The organism is Leucobacter sp. M11 (genome assembly GCF_035726885.1).
Classification (GTDB): Bacteria; Actinomycetota; Actinomycetes; order Actinomycetales; family Microbacteriaceae; genus JAPFRB01.
The window spans coordinates 1-464 of the sequence record NZ_JAPFRB010000011.1; the positions used below are offsets into that span (position 1 = coordinate 1).

A 464-nucleotide genomic window follows, 5' to 3' on the forward strand; every position below is an offset into this window, starting at 1 on the left:
GGCTCCCCGTTTTTCACGGACGATGTGTCGTGGCGTTTTGCCCCGGCCCCTGAGGGGGTCGGGGCTTTTTGCGTTTCCGGGCAAGCAGCGTGGGTCGCGGGAGGGAAGAGGCGGCAGGAGAGGGGGATGGAGAAGAGGCCGTGAATGCGCTGCGCGAGCGGGGCTGCCCGAAGGTGATGCTCATGGTGCGGCCCGAGAATACCGGCGTGATCGCCGCCTACGCCGGCATGGGCTCTGCCGAAGAACCCGGCCTGGTCGTGATGGGAAAGCGCCTGATTCACGACGATTGACCGCGACACGCCCGTCGATTTGCATCAGGCGGTCAGCGGGCAATAAGCTATCAACGTCTCGGTGGTTATAGCGAGAGGGAAACGCCCGGTCTCATTCCGAACCCGGAAGCTAAGGCTCTCTGCGCCGATGGTACTGCACTCGGGAGGGTGTGGGAGAGTAGGTCACCGCCGGAC

Annotated in this window: 1 protein-coding gene and 1 rRNA gene; both read left to right on the forward strand. The window is 64.4% G+C overall.

Annotation, left to right across the window (positions count from 1 at the left end; translation table 11 throughout):
• The first annotated feature begins 140 nt into the window (after window positions 1–140).
• Window positions 141–290, forward strand: coding sequence for a hypothetical protein (locus OOT08_RS18800; RefSeq protein WP_325094430.1), 150 nt, complete (start codon window positions 141–143; stop codon window positions 288–290).
• A 57-nt stretch (window positions 291–347) separates the two neighbouring features.
• Window positions 348–464, forward strand: a 5S ribosomal RNA gene (rrf, locus tag OOT08_RS18805).